We start from the raw sequence: 20,649 nt of genomic DNA on the forward strand, positions 1-20,649 counted from the left end.
CAGGCGATACTCTAAGCCGCGCCAATCCTCAAGCTGTCGTAACGGGCGCGGGTCAGGGCAAAGCGCCGCGACAGAAGCGTTTCGCCCCGCGCCTTGCAGAACCCGACGGTATCGGGCCGGTTTTCAAACCCCAGCTTTTGCAGCACCCGCATCGAGGCGGGGTTGTCCAGCCAGACGCCGCCCACGACCTCGCCCCAACCGTAGGTCGCAAAGGCCCGGTCGAGCAGAACCTGCGCCGCCTCGGTCGCATAGCCCTGCCCCCAATGCGGCGGTGCGACGGCATAGCCGATCTCGCCCTCCAGAATGCCCATCTGGCCGACCATCTCTGATCCGCGCCAGAGGCCGAAGACAAAGCCGCGCGCCGGGTCGATCCGCTGGCAGCGTTCAAGGGCAAAGTCCCGATCTGCCGGGATCGGCCAGCTGCCGGTCATCCGCGCGACCTCGGGCCAGGACATGAGCGCGAGAAGTGGTTCATGGTCGGCCGGCGACACGGGCCGCAAGGTCAGCCGGTCAGTGCGCAGGTCATCCATGACGCGCCTCCCAAGTGTCGCGGGTCAACAGCATGTCGCGCGATGGCACATCCTGCCCCCGCGCCACGCAGGGCAGCATCTTGGCGCCGACATCCATGAACCCCAACTTGCGCAACACCTTCGCAGACCCTGCGTTGTCATCGAAATGACCCGACCGGATCTTGTAGTTCAGCGGATTGGCAAAATAATGGCGCAGAACGGCGCATCCGGCTTCGGTCGCATAGCCCTGCCCCCAGACCCGGCGCGCCAGCCAATAGCCAAGCCCCGTGTCTGTGGTGCCGATCATGCCGCAAAGCCCGTCAGCGTCACAGATCGCCCAGGATGCCTCTCTGCCCGCTTCGCATTCGGTCAGGAACCATTCGGCATCGGCGCGGCTGTAAGGATAGGGCACAACCGACAACCACTGAACGACCTCCCAGTCGTTGATGGCAAGGGTCAGCGCCTCTGCATCCCCGACCACCGGGGGCCGGAGGGTGAGGCGCCCGGTGGTCAAAACGGGGATCATCACTTACATCTTCTTGGTATAGGTCCAGGTTGGGACAGTGGCATTGCGGGCAACGCAAAACGCTTCGGCGTCGCCCAGATAATCGAAACCGGAATTGGTCAGCACCCGGGCAGAGCCGGGATTGTCCTGAAACACGCTGGCAAAAATCCGGTCGGACTGATGCGGATTCGCGTCCAGCATGGCCTGAACCGCCTCGGTCGCGATGCCGCCGTTCCAGAAGGCCGGAGCCACCCAATAGCCGATCTCGGACTGGTTGCGGTCCATCCGTTCCAACCCGACAAGGCCAATCACCTCGGCATGGCCATTGGCCGATCCGTCGATGGCCCAGATATCCTCGGTGCGTTTCGGGTCCGAGGCATGGGTGATCAGCGCCTCGACCGCGCCGGGCGGCATCGGGTGCGGGATGTCACGCGTCATGCGGGCCACGCGTTCGTCGGCGGAATACATTCCGATCAGCCCGGCGTCGGACTTGCGCAGCGGGCGCAGGATGAACCGCTCCGCCTCGATCACGGGCTGATTGACGACCAATTCTTGCAACATGGTCTTCCTCCTCGAAAACCAACGCGGGTGCCCCGGCAATCCTCCTATGCCAGATCCGCTAAAATTTCATGACATCACGTAAGACGAGAAAGGGGACCGGCCTACGCCGATCCCCCCAATGTGATGCCTTGTGAAGGTTTCGGCTTACTCAGCGGCCTCCGCCACCGGGAGAACCGAAATAAAGGTGCGCTTTTTCAGGCCCTTGTGGAATTTCACCTGGCCTTCGGCGGTTGCAAAGATGGTGTGATCCTTGCCCATGCCAACGCCCTCGCCCGGCCACATCTTGGTGCCGCGCTGACGCACGATGATGTTGCCCGGGATGACGGCTTCGCCACCGAATTTCTTCACGCCAAGACGGCGACCGGCGGAGTCGCGGCCGTTACGGGAGGAACCGCCTGCTTTTTTGTGTGCCATAGTCTCTCTCCTACGTCTTGTATCTTACTTGGCCAGTTCTTTGGCCTGGTCAACCCAGCCTTCACGCTCGATACGGCCCTTGAACGACAGCTTCTCGTCGAACTCGGCAATATCGGCTTCAGTCCAGGCAGCGATCTGGGCAAAGGAGGTGACGCCAGCGGCGTGCAGCTTCTTTTCCAGTGCCGGGCCGACGCCCGACAGTTGTTTCAGGTCGTCAGCGCCCGCAGCAGCGGCAGCGTCGGCCTTCTTGGCGGGGGCGGCTTTCTTCGGGGCGGCGGCGGCGACAGCCACACCAGCAACCGAACCAGCACCCACGGCGGCCTTCACGCCGGACTTGTCGGCACCCTTTTCAAGGATGTCGGTGATCCGGACCAGCGTCAGCTGCTGACGGTGACCCTTGGTGCGCTTGGACGAGTGCTTGCGACGACGCTTCACAAAGTGGATCGTCTTCTCGCCCTTGATCTGGTCGATGACCTCAGCCTGAACGGCGGCACCTTCCACAAGGGGGGCACCAACGGTCGCGCCGACCATGAGAATCTCGTTGAACTGGACCTTCTCGCCAGCGTCAGCCGCCAGCTTTTCGACCCGCAGAACGTCGCCCGAGGCGACCTTGTATTGCTTGCCGCCGGTTTTCAGAACCGCAAACATATGATCTTCCTTCATTTTCCGCGTCTCTAGGGCCTCGGCCTTGGCCGTGTTGTGGGATCGTTCCCGCCCGTGGACTGCGCGCCGGTATCGGCGTTATTTCGCAACTTACCCGACAAGGCTCTTGCCGGGATGGCGGCTTATCTGCGCCAATGGGGCAAAAGTCAACACCCAAAGGGGCCTGCAGATGCGACTATTCCTGATTGCCACGACCTGTCTTCTTGCCGGCTGCACCAGTCTGGGTGATGGCCCCGTGGGGCGGGTTTTCGACCAGACCGCAAACGCGGTCAACACCGAACGGCGCGGCGCGGTCGAGGTGATCGTGAAAACCAACCACCCGACCCTGCTGGCCGAGATCGCGGCGGGGGGCGGCCCGGTTCTGACCCGCGCCATGGATGCCGCCGGGGTGCCGCTGTCGGACCGTTCCGCCCGAATCCTTCAGCTTCAGGGCGATCTGCCGGTCTACCGCGCCAATCTGGAGGCGCTGACAACCGCCCTGCTACTTTACGGTGGCTAGAGGTCGGCGCCGGTCATCATTTCACCGGCGGCAAGACCCAACCCGCGGGACAGGTCATTGAACATCCCGTCAAAGCCGTTGAACAAGGCCCGGTTCATCGCCTGCCCGATATCCGTCTCCGACAGGGCGATATAGGCCTCGACATCGCTGTCGGACAGCGGCTGATAGGCAAGCCCAAGGAAGGAATAGACCCATTCCGTGGTCGAGGCCCGTACCTCGGGTTCCTGGCTCCAGACATCGGTGAGGATATCGCTTTCGGTCAATTCGCCGCCAAAGGCCCCCGCGTCGGCCATGCCGATGTAGAAGGCATAGTTGGAATTCAGCCCCCCGACGACGTTCGATTCGATGAGGTCGTTTACCTCGATGAACCGGGTCAGCAGCTGATGACGGTCGGTTTCATCCATCGCGGCAATCGCCGCGGCCTCGATCGCGGCGGCCTCCACCTCTGGGTCGAGGAAGGCGCGGCGGGCGCTGATTTCAAGCGACACGATTTCCATCCCGAGGTCAGATCCGAAGAAATCGAGTAGTGGGCCGATATCTTCGCCCTCAAGCGACGCGGCGAAATCCATCCGGACCCGCGCCTCCATCCGCTCCACGTCATAGACGCGGTCGATCATGCTGTCCCAACGCGGCCCGCCGCCGCCCTGAAACAGATCAGAGGCAAGCTGATCCGCGTGCGACAGCCCCTCTTCGCGCATGATTCCAATCAGTTCGGGCAGGCCGGTCGCGTCAAACAGCCGGTCGATGTCCCCGGTTTCGGACTGGGCAAAGGCGGGCAGACCCATTGCCGTCGAAAAAACCGCACCGACAAGGGAAAAACGAAGGGACATGTGATGGCTCCTGACCGGGGAAACTTTGCGTTCCCAATAGGTCTAGTGGTTGCCCCCCTTGTTTCCAAGGGTGCTGACGTGATTGTCAGGACAGGAAATTCAGCCATGGCAGGATCGAGCCGGAATTGGGGGTTGCAGAAGGTCGCGGCCTTGGCTAAACGCCCCCCACCAAGACCCTTCGCGGAGAGGTGCCGGAGTGGTCGAACGGGGCGGTCTCGAAAACCGTTGTGGGTGCAAGCCCACCCAGGGTTCGAATCCCTGTCTCTCCGCCATATACCCCAAATTGATGATGTGATTTGCGCTGGCGCTCAGGCCCTGGCGCCGCCGCGTCGCATTCGATGCGCGTCATCAGTCGGTTATTGCTCACGGCCGGCGTTAGCCCCTTCCTATGCCGCCCCCCTTTCCCTGTCTGCCCTGCGACCGCCTGTCGCATCCAAAGACTGGGCTGCGGACTACGTTTTGTCCCGTCGACATCGCGAACGGAGACATCACATGTTCAAAGGACTGGGGCTTTCCCTGTTTCTGATTATCGGCGGCATGCTGGCCGTCCCGGCAGCCATGGTTGCCGCGCTTTAGAAAACAGCGACGGGGCAGCGGACCGCTGCCCCGTTTCCTGTTTTGCATTGGCGGTCTTCGAACCAGTGGCAGAAGCAACGCGACCCTGAGCGTCGTCACCTCGCCATCCCAACCAAAAATCAGGATTCCTCGCGGCCCCGGAACCCTGTTGCGACCACGAATTTTTCGGAACTGTCGGACCGGCTTGCCGGGGGTTTGACGTTGGCGACCTTCTCGAACCGCTGCTTTAGGAGCTTCTGCAATTCCCCTTCGGCCCCGCCCGCCAGAACCTTGGCTACGAAGGTGCCGCCGGGGGCCAGCACGTCAAAGGCCAGATAGGCCGCGGCCTCGCACAGGGCGATGATCCGCAGGTGGTCCGTTTGCTTGTGCCCGGAAGACGACGCCGCCATGTCGGACATGACCACATCTGCCTCGCCGCCCAGCCAGTCCTTGATCTGTTCGTCCGCCCCGTCGTCGAGGAAATCCAGCTGGTGAACCTCTGCGCCCGGCAGTGGTTCCACCTCTTGCAGGTCGATGCCGATAATCCGGCCCACGGCCTTGCCCGACTTTTCGCCAAGCGCGTTGATCCGGGGCACCGCCACCTGAAGCCAGCCGCCCGGCGCACAGCCAAGGTCCACGACCCGGGCACCGGGCACAAGGAACCGGAACTTGTCGTCCAGTTCCAGAATCTTATAGGCGGCCCGCCCGCGATAGCCGTCTGCCTTGGCCCGCTTCACATAGGGGTCGTTCAACTGCCGCTGAAGCCAGCGGGTCGAGCTGTTGGACCGGCCGCGCGCGGTCTTGACCTTCACATGCAGGTCGCGTTGCCCGCGCCCGCTGGTGCCCTTTGTTCCCGGTTTCTTTGCCATGCGTCCGGTCCTTTCCGTCAGGCCCGCCCCTTTGCCCTAAAACGGCACGTCTTCCAAGACCCCGTCGGCGCTCATCTGCGCGTAGAGCAGCCCTTCGCGCAGGCCGCGGTCCGCCACCGACATCCGATCGGTCGGCCAGATCCGCATCAGCGCCTGCAGGATCGCCGCCCCCGACATGATCAGCGCCGACCGGTCGCGGCCGATGCGCGGGTCGGCACGGCGGCCTTCTGGCCCCATCAGGAGATAGTTGCGGATCACCGCGTCGATCTGGTCCGACGTCATTCGCAGCCCGTCCACCTTGTTCCGGTCGTAGCGTTTCAGGCCAAGGTGGCTGGCCGCGACCGTGGTGATGGTGCCGCTGGTGCCGATGATCTGGAACCCCTCGCGGGCCTGTTCGGCGGCATAGGGGCTGAACTTCGCAAGGTTCTCTTCGAAGAACCAGCTCATCAGGGCAAAGCGCGCCGCGTCATCTTCGACATCCTCGAACTGGTCGCGCAGGGTCGCGACGCCCAGGGGGACGGAAATCCAGTCGACCACACGGGCCGCGGCAAAGGGGCCGGGGTCCTGAATGAAACCGCGATGCAGGCGCATGATCGCGCCGGGGCGTTCCCGGTGCGGGACATTGGTCAGGTCGATCCAGACCAGTTCGGTCGATCCGCCTCCAATATCCACGACCAGCAACTGGTCGGTCTTGGTGCTGACCAGCGGCGCACAGGAGATGACGGCCAGCCGGGCCTCTTCCTCGGGGGCGATGATATCCAGGCTCAGACCGGTTTCGCGCCGCACCTGATTGATGAACCCTGCCCCGTTCTTGGCGCGGCGGCAGGCTTCGGTCGCGACAAGGCGCATCCGCTTGACCTTGTGACGGGCCAGTTTCTGTTTGCAGATGCGCAGGGCGCTGATGGTGCGCGCCATCGACGACCGGGACAGCTTGCCGCTGCTTTCCAGCCCATGGCCCAGTTGCACGGATTTCGAAAAGCTGTCGATCACATGGAATTGGCTGCCCTTGGGCTGGGCAATCAACATCCGACAACTGTTCGTACCCAGATCAAGCGCCGCATAAAGCGTCGCGGGATCGGGCGTCGGAGGCACGGGGCGCTCTACCGCTTTGGGGAACGCGCCCGCACCTTTGGGACGCTTGGGCGCCATAACTCACGCCCTCCATATCGAGTTGAGACCAAGCTAGGATGGAAGCCGCATTGGCGCAAGCCCCGAGGCACCCGGAGGCCCATTTGAATGGGCTGCAAGATGATGCTGAAGATTTCTGAAACGCGCCGCCATGTCGCCCGCCGCCCAGCTTTGATATGCCTTGTCGTCGCAAGGATCGCTCACCATGTCGAAAACCGACCCTGTGTCGTTTTTCGCGCGGGCTATGAGGGCATCAGAAACATCGAAGGGTAAGGGAATCATCCCATGGCCGAAGTTACCATCGTCTACTGGCGGGACATCCCCGCGCAGGTCATCGTCGGAAAGGGCCGCCGGGGCACCAAGGTGCAGCTTCCCGAACGGTTCGAACAGGCGATCGACCGAGCCGCGATGAAGACCGGGGCCGCCGGAACGGACGACTATCTTGCCGAATGGCGCAAGGCCGAACCCTATACCGTCGACGGCGAAGATGCCGAGGTCGCAGCCGCAGAGGCCGCCCGGATCGACGCGGAATACACCCAAGAGCGTATCAAGGCTCTTATCGCGAATGATGGCTGGTCGTGACGACCCCGCCTAAAGATCCCATTCAGGCCCGCATCAAGGAGGCTGTCGTGTCCGTATTTCCCTTCCTCAAGAAGAAAGAAGCCCCTGCCGCGGGCACCCCGGTCAACCCCGAGGTCGAGGCCTTTCTGAAAGGCTATTCGATCGAGGTGATGCCGCGCACCGCCGAGAAGGTCGAAGATTTCCGCGAACTGCTGCCCAACGGCACTCGGGTCTATATCGCCCATATCGAAGGCACCCCGATCGAGGAAATGGTCGCCACCGCCAAGCGGATCAAATCCGAAGGCTTTGACGTGATGCCCCACTTCCCGGCGCGGATCATCAAGGATCAGGCCACGCTGGCCGACTGGATCGCCCGCTATCAGGGCGAAGCGGGCGTCGAACAGGCGCTGCTGCTGGCCGGTGGCGTTGCCAAGCCGCATGGCGACTTCCACTGCTCCATGCAGCTGTTGGAATCCGGTGAATTCGGCAAGGCAGGCTTCAAGCGCCTGCACGTCGCGGGCCACCCGGAAGGTAACAAGGACATCGACCCGGATGGGTCCGACAAGAACGTGATGGACGCGCTGCGCTGGAAGCAGACGTTCAACGAAACCTCGGATGCCGAAATGGCGCTGGCCACCCAGTTCTGTTTCGAAGCCAAGCCCGTCATCGCCTGGGCCGACCGCCTGCGCGCCGAGGGCATCGACCTGCCGATCCATATCGGTGTCGCCGGTCCGGCCAAGCTGCAAACGCTGATCAAGTTCGCCATCGCCTGTGGCGTCGGCCCGTCGCTGAAGGTTCTGCAGAAGCGGGCCATGGACGTGTCCAAGCTGCTGCTGCCCTACGAGCCGAACGAGTTTATCGGTGAACTGGCCGCCCACGCCGCCAAAACCCCCGATTTCAACATCACCAAGGTGCATTTCTTCCCGCTGGGCGGGATCAAGACCAATGCCAATTGGGCCATCGAAAACGGCGGCGCTTCTGCCGTCCCCGCAGCCAAAGCCTAAGGAAGAGCCATGACCCGCACGATCGTCGAGTCCAAGACCAAAACCGCCATCATCGGGTTCGACCAGCCCTTCTGCGTGATCGGTGAACGGATCAACCCCACCGGCCGCAAGAAGCTGGCCGCGGAACTGGAAGCGGGCGATTTTTCGACCGTGGAAAAGGATGCGATTTCGCAGGTGGCCGCCGGGGCGACTGTCCTCGATATCAACGCGGGCGTCGTTTACAACTCCAACCCCAACCCGAACGAGACTGAACCGCCGCTGATGACCAAGATCGTCCAGCTGGTTCAGGGTCTGGTCGATGTGCCGCTTTGCATCGACAGCTCGGTTCCCGCCGCGCTCGAGGCCGGTCTGCAGGCCGCCGAAGGCCGCCCGCTGCTGAACTCGGTCACCGGGGAAGAAGACCGGCTCGAATTCGTGCTGCCGCTGGTCAAGAAATACAACGTGCCTGTCGTGGCGATTTCCAACGACGACACCGGCATTTCCGAAGACCCGGACGTGCGCTTCGCCGTTGCCAAGAAGATCGTGGAACGCGCCGCCGATTTCGGCATTCCGGCCCATGACATCGTGGTCGACCCGCTGGTCATGCCGATCGGTGCGATGGCCACCGCGGGCCACCAGGTTTTCACCCTTGTCCGGCGTCTGCGGGAAGAACTGGGCGTGAACACCACCTGCGGCGCATCCAACATCTCGTTCGGGCTGCCGAACCGCCACGGCATCAACAACGCCTTCCTGCCGATGGCGATGGGCGCAGGCATGACCAGCGCGATCATGAACCCGGTCGCCCTGCCCACCCCGAAATCGAAGATCGAAGAAAAGCGAGCCGAGATCGAAGCCGCCGGCATCATCCTGCCCGACGACATGGATGACGAAGCCCTGTGCCTGATGTTCGGGCTGGGCAGCACCCAGTTCCGCGCGGGCAAGGAAATGGAGGCCATTCGCGCCGCCAACCTGCTGACCAACAACGACCCGCATGGCGGCGAATGGATCCGGTTCAACAAGCCCGCGGGCAGCGCCGGGGCCGACGCAGGCAAGACCGGCGGACGCCGGGGCGGCCGTCGCCGCACCGCCTGACCCAGTTTTCAGATCAGGGCGCCTTCGGGCGCCCTTTTCATGTCTGGGGCTCTGGTGCCGGGGGGACGATATCCCCGATGGCGGCGTTCATAACCGATTGATAATGGTCCGCCAGCCCGCGCAGGTTATCCCCTGCCCCGTGGGCCAGTAGGTTGACGTGTTCAAACGGGTCCGCCTCGCTGTCATACATCTCTTCCCCGCCGTTCCAATACAGGGTGTAACGGTGCGTCTTGCTGCGCAGGGAAAAGGCGATCCGCCCGTCTTCGGGGCTGCCCCATGTGCCCCAGACGGAGACGACAGGTTTCTTCCGCTCCCAATGGTCGCCGCGCAACACCGGGCTGAAATCCTCGCCATCCAGACGGTGGGCCGGGCGCGCGCCGGTCAGGGACATGAGCGTAGGGTAGAGATCCAGCAGGGACACAGGTTCTTGGCAGTCGCCCTGCGCGATCCCCGGCCCGGCCACCATCAGGGGCACCCGTAGGGCCCGCTCCCACAGGGAAAACTTGCGGAAAGTCAGCTTTTCGCCCAATTGCCAGCCATGATCGGACCACAGGACGATCAGCGTGTTGTCGATCTGCCCCGTCTCTTCCAGCCGGTCCAGGACCTTGCCCAACAACGTGTCGGCATAGGTGATCGAGGCGAGATAGGCGCGCAGGAAATCGTTATATTCCCCGAACTTGTGCAGCGCCCAGCCGGTCCAGCGACCGATGAACTTCTGCGCCTCTTCCGGCAAATCGTCGATCAACTTGCTGTTGCCTGGCCGAAAGCTCGGCTGGCCAAGGCCGGGCGGCGGCGCAATCTCGCCCGGGTACATGTCGAAATATTCCTTCGGCACGATGAACGGCAGATGCGGCCGATAAAGGCCATAGCCCCAGAACTGATTGTCCAGTCCCGGCTGGATCCGGTCGCAGATCCAATCGGTGTTCACCGCGTCGAAATCGGCGCGATCCTCGGGGTCCGGGCCGAAATCCGTCAGGCGGCCCAGTTTGCCCGCCGCGACGACTTTGCTGACGATGGGATACTTGCGATGGCGGATGTCAGATTTGTAGTCATCCCAATCGGCGGGGTCGTATCCTTTCACGTCCAGATGAAAAATTTTTCCTGCGCCGACAGTGGTATAGCCCGCGTTCTTCATCGCCCCGACCAGCGACAGGCGCTGCCCTTTAGGGTAGTGATAGTGCCATTTCTCGGTGTTGGAATAGACCCCGGTTTCCCAAGGGTTCTGACCGAACAGCGCGGCGGTGCGTGACGGGGAACAGGCCGGAACCGGGGCATAGGCGTTGCGGAACAGCATCCCCATCTTGGCCAGCCGCGACAGGTTCGGGGTCCGCACCTGCGGGTGGCCGCCCAGCGGCTCGATCCAATCGTTAAGATCCTCGATAGAGGCGAACAGGATATTCATGCCGCCACCCTACCCGATCCGCCGACGGCGTCACGGCGAAAATGGCCCGCGCGGCAGGGCGCGGGCCGGGGTTGGGTCAGCCCCGCTTGCGGGCGAACCAGACCTGCCAGGGGCCAAGGTGCAACTTGCCATCGGCGCTGGGATGGGCGCTGCCCAGATCCTCGCCAATCGTGTCCCAAGTGCCCTTGGGCATCTCAAGGTCCGATGGCGTGTCGCTGATGTTGAAGGCGCAGAAAATCGTCTCGTCCCCGGCACTGCGGGTAAAGCTGATCACCTCTCCACTGGCGTTCAGACCGCCGTGATCGCCTGTCATCAGCGCCGGATGGGCATGACGGAAGGCAATCGCGCGGCGGTAGTGATGCAGCAGCGCGGAGGGGTCCTGTTCCTGCGCGGTGACCGACAGGGCGAGGTGTTCGCTTGATACCGGCAGCCACGGGCGTCCTTCGGTAAAGCCGCCGTTCTGGTTCGACGGTTCCCAGACCATCGGCGTCCGGCACCCATCGCGGCCTTTGAACTCCGGCCAGAATTCAATGCCATACGGGTCTTGCAGATCCTCAAAGGCCACATCGGCCTCGGGCAGGCCCAATTCTTCGCCCTGATAGAAACAGACCGACCCACGCAGCGCGATGATCAGGCTGGCAAACATTCGCTGGGCTGCGGGCGGCAGGTTCCAGCGGCTGGCGTGACGCATCACGTCATGGTTGGAAAACGCCCAGCAGGCCCAGCCATCGGCGGCGACCTCGTCGACCTTGTTCAGAACCTCGATGATCCGGGTGGCGGTCGGCGCGTCAGCGGCAAGGAATTCGAAGGCATAGCACATCTGCATCAGGTCATCCCCGGCGGTGTACTGGCCCATGATCTCAAGGCCCCGCTGGGCATCGCCCACCTCGCCCACGGCGGCGGCGCCGAAGGGCTCCATCACCGCCCGCAATTTCCGCAGGAAATCAAAGTTTTCCGGGCGGTTCTTGTCGTAAAGATGTTCCTGGTGGTTATAGGGGTTCACGCTGGGCGCGATGGTTGCGTTGCGCAGTTCCGGGGCCAGCGGCGGGTTGTCCCGCAACTCTATGTCGTGGACGTAGAAGTTAATCGTATCCAGCCGGAACCCGTCCACACCCCGGTTCAGCCAGAACCGGCCAACATCCAGAAGCGCGTTCTGCACATCGGGGTTGTGGAAGTTCAGATCGGGCTGCGACACAAGGAAATTGTGCAGGTAATACTGTTCCCGACGGGCGTCCCACTGCCAGGCCGATCCACCGAAAATCGACAGCCAGTTGGTGGGCGGGGTGCCATCGGGTTTCGGATCGGCCCAGACATACCAATCGGCGCGGGCGTTGTCGCGGCTGGCGCGGCTTTCCACGAACCAGGGGTGCTGGTCGCTGGTGTGGCTCAGGACAAGGTCGATCATCACCCGAACGCCAAGCCGGTGCGCGGTATCGATCACCGCGTCGAAATCGGCCAGCGTGCCGAACATCGGATCAACGTCGCAATAATCGCTGACGTCATAGCCGAAATCCTTCATCGGCGAGGTGAAGAAGGGCGAAATCCAGATCGCATCGACCCCAAGCGAGGCGATATAGGGCAGCCGTTCGACGATCCCGGCAAGGTCGCCGATTCCATCGCCGTTGCTGTCCTGATAGCTGCGGGGATAGATCTGGTAGATCACGGCACCGCGCCACCAATCCCGGTTGAGTTCCAACGTCATATCACTTCGATCCTTGAAAGCCCGGTCACCACCTGACCGCCGTCGCGCCGCCCATGTTAACGCCAACATGGCGTGAATATAAGGCCCAAGGCGCTTTGGGGTGATCGATTACTGTCATTTCGGGCCCTTGTCGACAGGCCAAGGGCGGGAAAAACGCCGCGCGGGTTCAAAACGCTTTGACCGCCCGCCACCCTCGGCGTTATGTGGCCCAGACCTTCCGCAACCGCTTTGGAACGATGACGATCAACCTCAAGGAACTCTCTGCAAAGCTGGGCCTGAGCCAGACAACCGTCAGCCGCGCGCTGAACGGCTACCCGGAAGTCTCGCAGTCCACACGCGACCGCGTTGCGCAGGCGGCGGCACGCTATGGCTACCGGCCCAATCCCCGCGCCAAGGGGCTTGCCGTGGGCCGAGCCTTTGCGATCGGCCATGTGATCCAATCCGACGGGCCGACCGAGATTGTGAACCCGATTTTCGGGGATTTCATCGCCGGGGCCGGCGCGGCCTATAGCCAGGCGGGGTATGAAATGGTCCTCTCGGTGGTGTCGGACGGGGACGAGGCCGCCACCTACAAGGCGCTGAAGGCCCGGGGCGCGGTTGACGGTGTTGTCCTCAGCGGCCCGCTGGTGACGGACCCGCGCATCCCGCTTCTGCAAGACATCGGCCTGCCCTTCGTTGTGCATGGCCAGACACTCGATCAGGTTCCCGACTACGATTGGGTCGACGTGGACAATTTCGAAGCGTTCCGCAGCGCGACCACCCATCTGATCGACCTCGGCCATCGCCGGATCGCCCTGATCAACGGGCACGAGACGATGACCTTCGCCCATCTGCGCCGCGAAGGATATCTGCACAGCCTTGAGGCCGCCGGCATCGCCCCCGACCCGGCCCTGATGTTCAGCAGCGACATGACCGAGGAGATCGGCTTTCGCTCTTGTCTGAAGATGCTTGACGCGGACCAGCCCCCTACCGCTTTTGTCGTGTCGTCGATGATCTCGGCCCTTGGTGTGCGGCGCGCCATCGAAGGACGGGGGCTGACCATGGGCCGGGACATCTCGGTTGTCATTCACGACGATGCGTTGTCCTATCTTCAGAACGGGTCGGATCGGCCGATCTTTACCGCGACGCGGTCGTCTGTGCGCGATGCCGGGCGCGAGGTTGCGGATATGTTGATCCGCCGGATCGAGGACCCGACCCTTCCGCCGCAACACCTCTTGTTGTCGGCGGCGCTTGTTCAGGGGGGGTCGTCCGGGCCCGCTTTGGCTTGAGTCCCGGTTGGGACTGCCCTATGACGACAGAAAGCTACCTTTAGCGCTAACATTGGCGCGTAGATCGACAGACGGATGGCACCCATGGCACACCCTGCGAACACATATTCCCTTGTCGCCGATATCGGCGGGACGAACACGCGGGTCGCGCTGTGCGAAGGACGGCGCGTGCTGGGCGGCACCATCCGGCGCTATTCAAACGCGAAATTCCCCGGGCTTGAGGCGGTTCTGACCCAATACGTCGCCGACGAAGGCGGGGTCGACACGCGGGCAATCTGCGTGGCCGTCGCGGGGCCGGTCCGGGATGGCCGGGCCACGATGACCAATCTGGACTGGACCATCGACAAACCGACGCTCGCCCGTGCCGCCAAGGCCGAAACCACCGCGATTCTGAACGACCTTCAGGCGCAGGGTCACGCCATTGGGCACATCGACCCGGCCAATCTGCGCCCCATCCTCGCGGGACCGGAGGGGAACGAACGGTCCGCGAAACTGGTCATCGGGGTCGGCACCGGGTTCAATGCTGCCCCGGTGTTCGATGGGGACACCGCCCGCCTTGTCCCCCCTTCGGAAGCCGGACACGCAAACCTGCCAATCCGGACCGAGGCGGAAATGCGCCTGTGCCGCTATGTTGAAACCGCCCATGGCTTTCCGGCCGTCGAAGACGTCTTGTCCGGACGCGGCCTTGAGCGGGTCTATGCCTGGCTTGGGGAAGAGGCGAACGATCCTCGCCAGTTGAAAGCCGCCGATATCATGGCTGCGCAGGCGGCGGGCAGCGATCCGCGCGCCACCGAGGCGGTCAAGACCTTTGTCCGCATCCTTGGCACCGTCGCCGGCAACCTTGCACTGATCCAGCTGCCTTTCGGCGGCGTCTTCCTTGTCGGTGGCGTGGCCCGGGCCATGGCGCCCTACCTGCATGAATACGGGTTTGGCGAGGCGTTCCGCGACAAGGGCCGGTTTGCCGGGTTCATGGGGAATTTCGCGGTCTCGGTGGTCGAGGATGATTTTGCTGCGCTGACGGGCTGTGCCGCGCATCTTGTGGATCTGGAAAACCGCCGCGCCGCCCGCGCCTAATGAAGCTGCTCCCGCACGGTCGAGGTCAGCTCGTTCAGTGAGAACGGCTTGGGCAGGAAGACCGAATTGGGGATCGCGTCCTCGTTCTCGCCAAAGGCGTCCTCGGCATAGCCCGAGACAAAAACCACCCGCGTGTCGGGGCGGCTTTGCAGCGCCTCGCGCACCCAGGTGGGCCCGTCCTTGCCGGGCATGATCACATCGGTGACGAAGATGTCGACATGCAGCGCCTCATCCTCGAGCATGTCCAGCGCGGTTTCGGCGCTGTCCGCCTCGAGCACGGTATAGCCACGCAACCGCAGCGCCCGCGACGCGAAGGCCCGCACCGGTGCTTCGTCCTCGACCAGCAGGACAACGCCACCCGTCGGTCCGACCCCTTCGGGCAGGGCGTGGTCCGCCGAGGTCACGGCGGTGCGATGCGCGAAGACCGGGGGTTCCGGCGCGGGGTCGGCGGTGGTCAGATCGTGAACCGGGAAGTAGAGTGTGAAGACCGACCCGGTCCCAACCTCGCTGTCGGCAAAGATGAAACCGCCGGTCTGTTTCACGATGCCATAGGCGGTCGACAGGCCCAGCCCGGTGCCTTCGCCCGTGCGTTTCGTGGTATAGAAGGGTTCGAAAATCTTGGTGATCTTCTCGGGCCTGATGCCCATGCCTTCGTCGATGACCCGGACCATGACATAGTCGCCGGCGGGCACTGTCGCCCGATCGCGCGACAGCGGTTCGGTCAGGGTCATATTCTCTGTCTCGACCCGAATCTCGCCGCCCGATGGCATCGCGTCGCGCGCGTTCACCACGAGGTTCATGATCACCTGCTCCAACTGCCGTTTGTCCGCGCGGATCGGCATCAGGTCCGGGTCATGATTGAGAAGAAGTTTCACCTTCTCGCCCACCAACCGGTTAAGAAGATGGGTCAGGTCGGCCAGCGTATCCCGCAGGTCGATCACCTCGGGTCGCAGGTTCTGCTTGCGCGAGAAGGCCAGAAGCTGCCCGACTAGCGATGCCGCCCGGTTCGCGTTCTGGTGGATCTGGATCAGGTCGGAATAGTCCTGATCCCCCTGGTCATGGCGTAACAACAACAGGTCGCAATGGCCGGAAATCGCGGTCAGCAGGTTGTTGAAATCATGCGCCACGCCCCCGGCCAGCTGTCCAATCGCCTGCATCTTCTGGCTTTGGACGAACTGCGCCTCAAGCGACTTGAACTCTGTCATGTCGTTGAGCACCGCGACGAGGTGCCGGTCGTCCCCCTTGCCGGCCGCGTTCAGCGAGACCTGAACGAAGAAGTCCTGTTTCTCGCCGCGTCCGCGCAGAAACTGGCTGTCGCCGTCGCGCTGCCCGTTCGCCACCTCTTGCAACCAATCAATGATCGGGCGGCCAAGCCCTTCGAGAAGATCGGACAGGCGCGTTCCTTCGCCCAACTGCCCCACCAGCGACCGCGCCTCGCGGTTCGAGGCCAGAACCTCACCGGTACGAGCAACCTTTAGGAGCGGAACGGGAAGTTCCTCGATGGCATCCCAGGTTGCCAGCGCGCCCGGCGTATGCCCGGTGGTCTGTTGGTCACCCGGGATCAGAAAGACCTCTTGCCGCCCGCCGCTTCCCGAAATAATCGCTACCGTGGCGGTCACCTCGCCCTCTGTGCCCAAGACACGGTGCATCCGCCCCGACACCAATGGCAGATCGGCAAAGACCTGCGACAGGGCCCGGGGTCGTTTGCCCACCAGCCGCCGAAAACTGTCATTCATGTAAAGGATTGTGCCCGACGGACCTGCGGTCAGCATCGGGAGCGCCTGACTGTCCTGCGCCTTGTCATTGCCGGGTTTGGCCTCGTCCAGATGTTCGACCCGCCAGATGAAATTTCCTTCCGTCACGCTTGTCACGCTCAGGCGCACCCGGCCCCGGCGGGTCGAGATCACCTCTTGCACCGCGCCTTCGGTATCGGCGCGCGACTGGATGCGGAACAGGACGGCGGAGGGGTTGGCGAACACATCGGAAAACCGGGCTGTCAGGGTGTCTTCGCCCTCTGGCCCCGGGCCGCTGGCCGGATTGTGCCCGATCACTCGCCCTGACGGATCACATAGGTAGGACGGCACGGCGTCATTCAGGATCAGGTCCATGAGCGCGTCGGACACGATGCGACGTCGCCCGGAGAGCATCTTTGCCAAGGCCCATTGGCCAAGCGCAAAAACGATCAGGGTTCCGCCGATGATCTGCATCCCAAGGGAAGCCCACCATTCGGCCATGAAGAGCGAGGAAATGATCGCGACAAGCCCGAGGGCAAGAACAGGTATGACGCCGATCCGGAGTTGGGCCATACGAATCCTGCGCGGTTTCGCCCGACGAAAGGCACTATTCAGATCAGTCTGGCTCACAGCTGCCCCTTCGATTCACCTTTGGGCACAAGACCGCAAAGGAGTTAATCGCGTCTTAACTTCGGGTCCGAGATTACGGAGAGCCTGTCGAATTGCAACCTTTGGTTGCTATTCATGCGTTTCCAGCAGCGCCAGATAGAAACCATCCCAAGTCTTGGTTGGGGCAAGGCGCATTTCGTCAACCAGAAGCCAGCCACGATGCCGGGACAGGAAACCCTTCACCCTGTCCTCGTTTTCGTCGCGAAACACCGAACAGGTCGCATAGGCCAGCCGACCACCGGGCGCGACATGCCGAACCGCGTGATCCAGAACGTCGTCCTGCATTGCACAAAGATCCGCAAGACGATCCTCGGTTAGCGCCCATTTCGCCTCGGGCGTGCGGCGCCAGGTTCCCGAGCCAGAGCAGGGCGCATCGCAAAAAACGATGTCAAAGCGGCGGGACCCAAGGGCGTCTCCGACGATGTCGATCCGCGTCCCCGCGCGGGCGGCCCGGTTCGGGATGTCGGCCATTCTGCGCGGCGCAATATCATGGGCCGTAACCTGCGCCCCCTGCGCCGCCAATGCGAGCGACTTGCCACCGCCACCGGCGCAGTAGTCAAGCACGGACCGGCCATCAAGTGGCCCAAGGCGCAGCACTGCGGCCTGAGAGGCGGCGTCCTGAAGCTCAACCAGCCCGGATATAAACGCCTGCGAAGCAGACATTTTTCGCTCGTTTTCAATAACGTGCAGGGCGGTCTTCACGTTTTCGACCGGGACACAACCGATGCCCTCTGCGACGAGTTCGGCCATCGCCTGTGCAATGTCCCCGCGTGCCGTGTTGACCCGGACAGTCACCGGGGCGCGGGTTTGCAACACGGACAGCGCCGCAATCGCGCCCTCTTCACCCAGCGCCGTGACAAACCGGGGCCACAGCCAATCCGGACTATCGAGCCGCTCAGCTATGTCTGTCGGGGTGCGGTGCGCCCCATCTTCGACCTCCGTAACCGGGGCGGGCGCATGGCCCTCGCCGGTAAAAACAGAAGCTAAATCAATGCCTTCCGACCGGACCTTGCCAATCATCAGCCCGCGCCCGGTCTCTGCCCCGCCAAGGGCGGCAAAGGACCGGCGGCAGCGGATTGCGTCAAACACATGGTCGCGGATTGCGGCGCGGTCCTTGGACCCGGCAAAGCGCGACCGGCGCGCCCAGTTGGTCAGCGCCTTTTCGGCGGCTGTGCCCGCCAGCCATTCGTCCAGAATCTCGATGGCGGCGCTGACTCGCGCGGCCGGGGTCATTGCCCCTGCCCCGCATTAAGTTGACACGCCACCACGTTGAATTCCTTAGCCAACCCGATAGTTCGGGCTTTCGCGCGTGATCTGCACGTCATGCACGTGGCTTTCCTTCAGGCCCGCACCGGTAATCCGCACGAAAGAGGCGTTCTTGCGCATTTCAGCCACGGTGGCATTGCCGGTATAGCCCATGGCCGCGCGAAGGCCGCCGACAAGCTGGTGCACCACGGCACTGGCCGACCCTTTGTAGGGCACCTGCCCCTCGATCCCTTCGGGCACCAATTTGTCGCTGGCGGCATCCTTCTGGAAATACCGGTCGGCCGAGCCGCGGGCCATTGCCCCAAGGCTTCCCATGCCGCGATAGGCCTTGAACGACCGGCCCTGATACAGAATGACCTCGCCCGGGCTTTCGTCGGTGCCCGCGATCATGCTGCCGACCATCGCGCAGGAGGCCCCCGCCGCAATCGCCTTGGCAAAATCGCCCGAAAACTTGATCCCGCCATCGGCGATCACCGGGGTGTCGCCTGCAGCGCGGGCGCAATCCATGATCGCGGTCAGCTGGGGCACACCAACGCCCGCAACCATGCGGGTTGTGCAGATCGACCCCGGCCCGATCCCGACCTTGACCGCATCCGCGCCCGCGTCGATCAGCGCCTTGGTGGCCTCGCCCGTGGCGACGTTGCCCGCGATGACCTGCACGGTGTTCGACAGCCGCTTGACCCGGTCGACGGCCTGCAACACGCCTTCGCTGTGGCCGTGCGCCGTGTCGATCACCACGATATCGACGCCTGCATCAATCAGCGCCTCGGACCGTTCAAAGCCCGCGTCGCCCACGCCCGTGGCCGCGGCGACCCGCAACCGGCCCAGTTCATCCTTGCAGGCGGTGGGGTTCAAGACCGCCTGTTCGGTGTCCTTCAGGGTCAGAAGGCCGGTCAGCTTGCCGGTGCCATCATGCACCAGCAGCTTTTCGATCCGGCGGGACCGCATGAGCGATTTCGCCTCTTCCAGATCGGCAGGTTCGGCAAGCATGGCAAGGTTTTCGACGGTCATCACCGCGTGGACCGGCGTGTCGTCCGAAGTGGCGAACCGCATGTCGCGGTTGGTCACGATGCCGACGACCCGGCCCTGTTCGTCAACCACCGGAAAACCGGTGAAATTGTACCGCTCGACCAGCGCGCGCGCGTCGGCGATGGTCTGGTTCGCGGTCAGGGTGACGGGGTTGTAGACGATCCCGGATTCGAACCGTTTGACCCGGCGCACTTCGCGGGCCTGTTCTTCGACGTTCAGGTTCTTGTGAACCACGCCGATCCCGCCTGCCTGCGCCATGGCGATGGCCATGCGCGCCTCGGTCACGGTGTCCATCGCACTGGACAAAAGCGGGATATTCATCCGGATCGACCGGGTGACATTGGTACGGGTATCGGCGGTTGACGGCAGCACCGAAGAGGCGGCCGGAACCAGCAGAACATCGTCGAAGGTGAGGGCCTCGCGAATCTCCATGTGGGTCTCCATGGGGTGGCTTCGTTTGGCGCTTCCCTATTTCACGATTGCCACCAGAGGGAAAGACCGAAATCCGGCCTGTCGCGGGTTTTCCCCGAACTGCCACGGGTCCGGCCAGTTGAATCCCCTGTCAAATGCGCAGGACCGGGGCCATGATGCGGATCAGGATGGACCAAGATGACCCTTTCGAACGCGCTGGCCTGCCGCCTGCCCCGCCCCTCTGGGTGTCCATGGGCCGGATGGTGCTGCGCCTTGCGCTGATCGGGGTTCTGGTTCTTGCCGGCTATTGGGCCATCGACTGGGTGATGCGGAACGAGGCGGCGGAGACATGGCCGGTGATCCTTGGCCTGATCCTGATTTACGGGTTCCTGATCAGCATCCCGTTCCTGCCCGGGATCGAGGTGGGGTTGGGCCTTCTCCTGATGGAGGGGCCGGACGTCGCGCCGCTGGTTTGGGCCGGGACAGTCGTGGGCCTGTCACTTGCTTATTGCGTCGGGCATTTTCTTCCAGGGCGGATGCTGCATACGTTTTTCGCAGATCTGCGGATGCTGCGGGCCTGTCAACTGGTGGATCGGCTGGACCGGCTGCCCCCCGAGGACAGGCTGTCCTGGCTGCGGTCGCGGATGCCGGGCTGGATCGCGGCCCGGCTGGGCACCGGGCGCTATGTGATCCTTGGCCTTGCGGTCAACTTGCCGGGCAGCGCGCTGATCGGCGGCGGCGGCGGCATTGCGCTGACTGCCGGGCTCAGCCGTCTGTTTCGGCCCGGTCTTGTGGTTCTGACCTTCGTGATCGCTACCTCTCCGGTCCCGATTGCGGTGATGATCTGGGGGCCGCAGGTGGCCGATTGGCTGGCCAACCGGGGCTGATGCCGCTCGCGACCTGAAACATGACGGGATCGGCCTTTC

Annotated in this window: 20 protein-coding genes and 1 tRNA gene; 8 read left to right on the forward strand and 13 right to left on the reverse strand. The window is 63.3% G+C overall.

Features of this window, described 5'->3' with window-relative positions:
* Window positions 1-11 precede the first annotated feature (11 nt).
* From EU803_RS07175 to EU803_RS07195, 5 genes are all read right to left on the reverse strand, one after another.
* On the reverse strand, window positions 12-530 hold the full coding sequence (locus EU803_RS07175) for a GNAT family N-acetyltransferase (protein ID WP_129681211.1): 519 nt from the start codon (window positions 528-530) through the stop codon (window positions 12-14).
* Window positions 523-1,035 (reverse strand): GNAT family N-acetyltransferase, encoded by a 513-nt coding sequence (locus EU803_RS07180; RefSeq protein WP_129681213.1) that lies wholly within the window; start codon window positions 1,033-1,035, stop codon window positions 523-525. The genes EU803_RS07175 and EU803_RS07180 overlap by 8 nt, the downstream gene beginning before the upstream one ends.
* A gap of 3 nt (window positions 1,036-1,038) precedes the next feature.
* Window positions 1,039-1,575 (reverse strand): GNAT family N-acetyltransferase, encoded by a 537-nt coding sequence (locus EU803_RS07185; RefSeq protein ID WP_129681215.1) that lies wholly within the window; start codon window positions 1,573-1,575, stop codon window positions 1,039-1,041.
* Between the two features lie 144 nt (window positions 1,576-1,719).
* On the reverse strand, window positions 1,720-1,989 hold the full coding sequence (gene rpmA, locus EU803_RS07190; RefSeq protein WP_129681217.1) for a 50S ribosomal protein L27: 270 nt from the start codon (window positions 1,987-1,989) through the stop codon (window positions 1,720-1,722).
* 24 nt (window positions 1,990-2,013) lie between these two features.
* The gene (locus EU803_RS07195; RefSeq protein WP_129681219.1) at window positions 2,014-2,637 is read right to left on the reverse strand and encodes a 50S ribosomal protein L21; all 624 of its coding nucleotides are present in this window, start codon (window positions 2,635-2,637) and stop codon (window positions 2,014-2,016) included.
* A 184-nt stretch (window positions 2,638-2,821) separates the two neighbouring features.
* Between EU803_RS07195 and EU803_RS07200 the strand changes: the two genes are divergently transcribed.
* The gene (locus EU803_RS07200) at window positions 2,822-3,151 is read left to right on the forward strand and encodes a hypothetical protein (protein ID WP_242494303.1); all 330 of its coding nucleotides are present in this window, start codon (window positions 2,822-2,824) and stop codon (window positions 3,149-3,151) included.
* On the opposite strand, the gene EU803_RS07205 is transcribed toward EU803_RS07200, so the two are convergent.
* Window positions 3,148-3,981, reverse strand: coding sequence for a DUF2059 domain-containing protein (locus EU803_RS07205; protein ID WP_129681221.1), 834 nt, complete (start codon window positions 3,979-3,981; stop codon window positions 3,148-3,150). The two genes, EU803_RS07200 and EU803_RS07205, sit on opposite strands and share 4 nt — an antisense overlap.
* Before the next feature lie 182 nt (window positions 3,982-4,163).
* Between EU803_RS07205 and EU803_RS07210 the strand changes: the two genes are divergently transcribed.
* A tRNA-Ser gene (locus EU803_RS07210) sits at window positions 4,164-4,253 on the forward strand.
* A 423-nt stretch (window positions 4,254-4,676) separates the two neighbouring features.
* Here EU803_RS07210 and EU803_RS07215 read toward each other — a convergent pair.
* Window positions 4,677-5,405 carry an RlmE family RNA methyltransferase gene (locus EU803_RS07215; protein ID WP_129681223.1) on the reverse strand — a complete coding sequence of 243 codons (729 nt, stop codon included), beginning with the start codon at window positions 5,403-5,405 and terminating at the stop codon, window positions 4,677-4,679.
* 36 nt (window positions 5,406-5,441) lie between these two features.
* Window positions 5,442-6,554: a Ppx/GppA phosphatase family protein gene (locus EU803_RS07220; protein ID WP_129681225.1), complete on the reverse strand. Its 1,113-nt coding sequence runs from the start codon at window positions 6,552-6,554 to the stop codon at window positions 5,442-5,444.
* 264 nt (window positions 6,555-6,818) lie between these two features.
* On the opposite strand from EU803_RS07220, the gene EU803_RS07225 reads away from it, so the two are divergent.
* Genes EU803_RS07225 through EU803_RS07235 form a run of 3 tightly spaced genes read left to right on the forward strand, consistent with a single transcriptional unit; the run spans window position 6,819 to window position 9,169 of the window.
* The gene (locus tag EU803_RS07225) at window positions 6,819-7,115 is read left to right on the forward strand and encodes a virulence factor (RefSeq protein WP_129681227.1); all 297 of its coding nucleotides are present in this window, start codon (window positions 6,819-6,821) and stop codon (window positions 7,113-7,115) included.
* Between the two features lie 47 nt (window positions 7,116-7,162).
* The gene (locus EU803_RS07230; RefSeq protein WP_129681229.1) at window positions 7,163-8,098 is read left to right on the forward strand and encodes a methylenetetrahydrofolate reductase; all 936 of its coding nucleotides are present in this window, start codon (window positions 7,163-7,165) and stop codon (window positions 8,096-8,098) included.
* Window positions 8,099-8,107: 9 nt separating this feature from the next.
* The gene (locus tag EU803_RS07235; protein WP_129681231.1) at window positions 8,108-9,169 is read left to right on the forward strand and encodes a methyltetrahydrofolate cobalamin methyltransferase; all 1,062 of its coding nucleotides are present in this window, start codon (window positions 8,108-8,110) and stop codon (window positions 9,167-9,169) included.
* A 37-nt stretch (window positions 9,170-9,206) separates the two neighbouring features.
* Here EU803_RS07235 and EU803_RS07240 read toward each other — a convergent pair whose 3' ends face one another.
* A complete protein-coding gene (locus EU803_RS07240) occupies window positions 9,207-10,571 on the reverse strand; it encodes a sulfatase (RefSeq protein ID WP_129681233.1) in 1,365 nt (454 codons plus the stop codon).
* Between the two features lie 76 nt (window positions 10,572-10,647).
* The gene (locus EU803_RS07245) at window positions 10,648-12,273 is read right to left on the reverse strand and encodes an alpha-glucosidase (RefSeq protein ID WP_165352792.1); all 1,626 of its coding nucleotides are present in this window, start codon (window positions 12,271-12,273) and stop codon (window positions 10,648-10,650) included.
* 242 nt (window positions 12,274-12,515) lie between these two features.
* Between EU803_RS07245 and EU803_RS07250 the strand changes: the two genes are divergently transcribed.
* Together EU803_RS07250 and EU803_RS07255 are read left to right on the forward strand one after the other, a co-directional pair.
* A complete protein-coding gene (locus EU803_RS07250) occupies window positions 12,516-13,541 on the forward strand; it encodes a substrate-binding domain-containing protein (RefSeq protein WP_129681624.1) in 1,026 nt (341 codons plus the stop codon).
* 84 nt (window positions 13,542-13,625) lie between these two features.
* The gene (locus EU803_RS07255; protein ID WP_129681235.1) at window positions 13,626-14,615 is read left to right on the forward strand and encodes a glucokinase; all 990 of its coding nucleotides are present in this window, start codon (window positions 13,626-13,628) and stop codon (window positions 14,613-14,615) included.
* On the opposite strand, the gene EU803_RS07260 is transcribed toward EU803_RS07255, so the two are convergent.
* The 3 genes from EU803_RS07260 to guaB form a co-directional block, all read right to left on the reverse strand.
* The gene (locus EU803_RS07260; protein WP_129681237.1) at window positions 14,612-16,921 is read right to left on the reverse strand and encodes an ATP-binding protein; all 2,310 of its coding nucleotides are present in this window, start codon (window positions 16,919-16,921) and stop codon (window positions 14,612-14,614) included. The genes EU803_RS07255 and EU803_RS07260 overlap by 4 nt on opposite strands.
* Window positions 16,922-17,086: 165 nt before the next feature.
* The gene (locus tag EU803_RS07265) at window positions 17,087-18,250 is read right to left on the reverse strand and encodes an RsmB/NOP family class I SAM-dependent RNA methyltransferase (RefSeq protein ID WP_129681239.1); all 1,164 of its coding nucleotides are present in this window, start codon (window positions 18,248-18,250) and stop codon (window positions 17,087-17,089) included.
* Window positions 18,251-18,295: 45 nt separating this feature from the next.
* Entirely contained in the window at window positions 18,296-19,744 is a 1,449-nt protein-coding gene (gene guaB / locus EU803_RS07270; protein ID WP_129681241.1) for an IMP dehydrogenase, read from the reverse strand.
* Between the two features lie 167 nt (window positions 19,745-19,911).
* Here guaB and EU803_RS07275 point away from each other — a divergent pair, with 167 nt between their 5' ends.
* Window positions 19,912-20,610, forward strand: a complete 699-nt coding sequence (locus EU803_RS07275) for a hypothetical protein (protein WP_207209172.1) — start codon at window positions 19,912-19,914, stop codon at window positions 20,608-20,610.
* Window positions 20,611-20,649: the final 39 nt, after the last annotated feature.

The organism is Loktanella sp. IMCC34160 (assembly GCF_004145845.1).
GTDB lineage: Bacteria > Pseudomonadota > Alphaproteobacteria > Rhodobacterales > Rhodobacteraceae > SELP01.